This is a genomic window from Myxococcus sp. CA039A (assembly GCF_013336645.1).
GTDB classification, from domain to species: Bacteria; Myxococcota; Myxococcia; order Myxococcales; family Myxococcaceae; genus Myxococcus; species Myxococcus llanfairpwllgwyngyllgogerychwyrndrobwllllantysiliogogogochensis.
This window is the reverse complement of sequence record NZ_JABUMQ010000600.1, coordinates 1-2,483: the sequence shown is the minus strand read 5'-3', so window position 1 is coordinate 2,483 and position 2,483 is coordinate 1. Positions and strand designations below refer to the sequence as shown.

Here is a 2,483-nt window from a genome sequence, read left to right as displayed (position 1 = left end):
GCCTCGCTGCTCTTCAACGGCAGGGCACGGGGGCTGACGCTCGATGTGCGCGTCTACTCCGGGGGACTGTCCGAGCGCACCGCGCCTCCCGCGGTGCTGACACCCGAGTGTCGCTCTCGCCTGGCCGCGCTGGGCTGTCGCATCCCCACCGAGTGGCGCGCCCACGAACTGCGGGGCGTGGAGATCATCGCCGAGGGACGTCGCGAGCTGCTGACCGCCTCCCCCGGTGGCCTCTGGGTGGTGGACGGCTGGCCCCATGGAGAAGGAGGACTGGCCCAGGTGCGTGATGTGCTGGCCACGGCGGCCAGCGCCCAGGGCGCACGTTTCCTCGAGCGGCACGTGGACCGGGTGGAGCGTCAACCCGCGGCCCCGGATGCGCCCGCGTCCGTGCGAGGCGCCGGGCCGCTGGTGGTCCGAGCGCAGGGAGGCGGAGAGCGCTTCCATGCGGTGGCCCTGGCCGGTGGCGCGGGGCCGATGATGGGTGACGCGTTCTTCCCGGGCTTCCGCCCCGCGCCCACGGTGGCGGCCGTGCAGGCACGGCTGCGGCATGCCTCGCCGCGGCTGGAGATCGCCCCCGTCGCACGGCTGTGGGTGGCGCCGCTTCCCACGGTGGATGGGCTGTTCCTCCTGCCGGGCGCGGACTCCGTCTATGCGCTGGCCTTTGGCCCCTCGGTGACGCCGGCCGACCTGTGCCAGGCGCTGATGATGGCCGCGCGCGATGGACTGCTGGAGGAAGGGTTCGAGCTGGCCGCGCTGGAGCCGACCCGGTTGCCCTACGGGCCGGGGCGCACGCTGGTGGCGCCGGGACAGATCGCCGTGGGCCCCGCCGCGTTCGGACATCCGCTCCAGGTGGGGCTGTCGGAGACGCTGGCCTCATGCAGCCGGGCGGCGGTGGCGCTGCTGGATGGTGGGCTGGATGGCTCGGCCCTGGAGCGTCGCTACGTCCGCGAGGGCCTGTGCGAGCTGATGGAGGACGCGGCGGCCGGAGCCCGCGCGGCGTCGTGGCTGCGGCGCGCCGGGAAGCGAGCGCCTGGGGCCTTCGTCGCGGCGAAGGGACGGCGCACGTCGTCCGGTGTCTACGGGGGTGGAGTGCTGGGCCTGAGTGCTCCCACGCCGCTGGCCCTGTTGGGGGCGATGCGCTGGGCGGGCCTGCGTGAGGTGGTGGGCTCCTGGCTGCGCACGACGATGGAGCCCGTGCCCATGGCGGTGCCGGAGTTGGAGCCCGACTTGTACTACGTCGTGGACGATGACCCAGACGCGCGTGAGGCGCTGACGGCGCTGCTGGAGAGCACGGGCGCCAAGGTGGTGTCGTTCGCGGACGAGCTGGCGCTGTTCTGCGCCGTGGCGCGACGGCCACCCACGGCCATCATCCTCGATGTCGTGCTGCACTGGGTGGACGGGCTGCGCTTGTGCGAAGGTCTGAAGCAACATCCCCTCACGCGAAGCACGCGCGTGGTGGTGATGAGCGGCTTGAATCGTCCGCACGTTCGCCAGAGAGCGCTCGACGCGGGGGCCGAGGCCTTCCTGCCCAAGCCCGTGGATCCGGAGCGACTGCTGCGCATCCTCACCGGCCGGTTGGCCTCGCCCAGCACCACGGCTGACGCGACGACGCGACAGCCGACCGATGAGGGTGGTTCGGACCGCTACGCCGCTTCCTAGGGAGCTGCGCTCGGCACGGTGCCTTTCAGTTCACCGTGCCCGCACCGAGGCGTGACGGGGTGACGCGCGCGACGCCGCCTGCCCACGAGGAAGGGCACGGGGACTCCTGGTCGCCGTGCCCCTCGTTCGTTCCGCGAGCGCCCGCTTACGTGGCGATGCGACGCAGGCCTCGGCGCAGCTCCAGCGAGCCGGCCATGAGCGCGATGCCACGCATGAGGATGGAGATACCCACCAGGGTACCCACCAACCACACGGCGGAGACCGGCCACTGCGCCATGACAATGACACCCAGGGCGATGGAGATGGCGCCATAGGCGCAGTCCCAGCCCCACTGCGGATACCGGTCCATCAGCGAGGTCACCACGTGGAAGAGGCCGCTGGCGAAGAAGTAGCCAGCAAGCAGGAGTGTCAGCGCCCCCAGGCCCGCCGCCGGATACACGAGCACGAAGAAGCCCACCACGGTGGAGAGCACGCCGCTCAGCAGGTAGAGCCAGAAGGGCCCGCCGGCCTTGCGGACACGGAACGAGGAGACAATCTCCGCGATGCCTGTTCCGGCCAGCAACGCGCCGAAGAGGATGACGGAGACCAGGCTCGTGAGGAATGAGGCCCCCAGCGCGACGAAGCCGAGGACGGCCATCAAGAGCCCCAGGACGAATGGCGGTCCCCAGGCCGCCGAGGCGGCCTTGCTTCTGTCACCTGTCGCGGGTTCACGTTTGTAACTGGTGTCCATGTCGGTCCGCCTCCCTTGGAGGAAAGATTCAGCGGCGAACATGGGTGCCTCGGAGCACGGGGACAACGGCCTCACTTCCCGCTCCTCCCCTCCC

The 2,483-nt window shown here is 71.2% G+C and carries 2 protein-coding genes; one reads left to right on the top strand and one right to left on the bottom strand.

The window, feature by feature from the left end:
• On the top strand, positions 1-1,659 hold a 1,659-nt coding region (locus HR086_RS46210), incomplete at its 5' end, for a response regulator (protein WP_174468845.1).
• 145 nt (positions 1,660-1,804) lie between these two features.
• Here HR086_RS46210 and HR086_RS46205 read toward each other — a convergent pair.
• Entirely contained in the window at positions 1,805-2,389 is a 585-nt protein-coding gene (locus HR086_RS46205) for an HdeD family acid-resistance protein (protein ID WP_174455488.1), read from the bottom strand.
• Between the last annotated feature and the right edge of the window lie 94 nt (positions 2,390-2,483).

What these genes read in the sequence shown, in the direction of transcription:
- HR086_RS46205 (WP_174455488.1), bottom strand. Translation starts at nt 2,389, where the DNA reads ATGGACACCAGTTACAAACGTGAACCCGCGACAGGTGACAGAAGCAAG.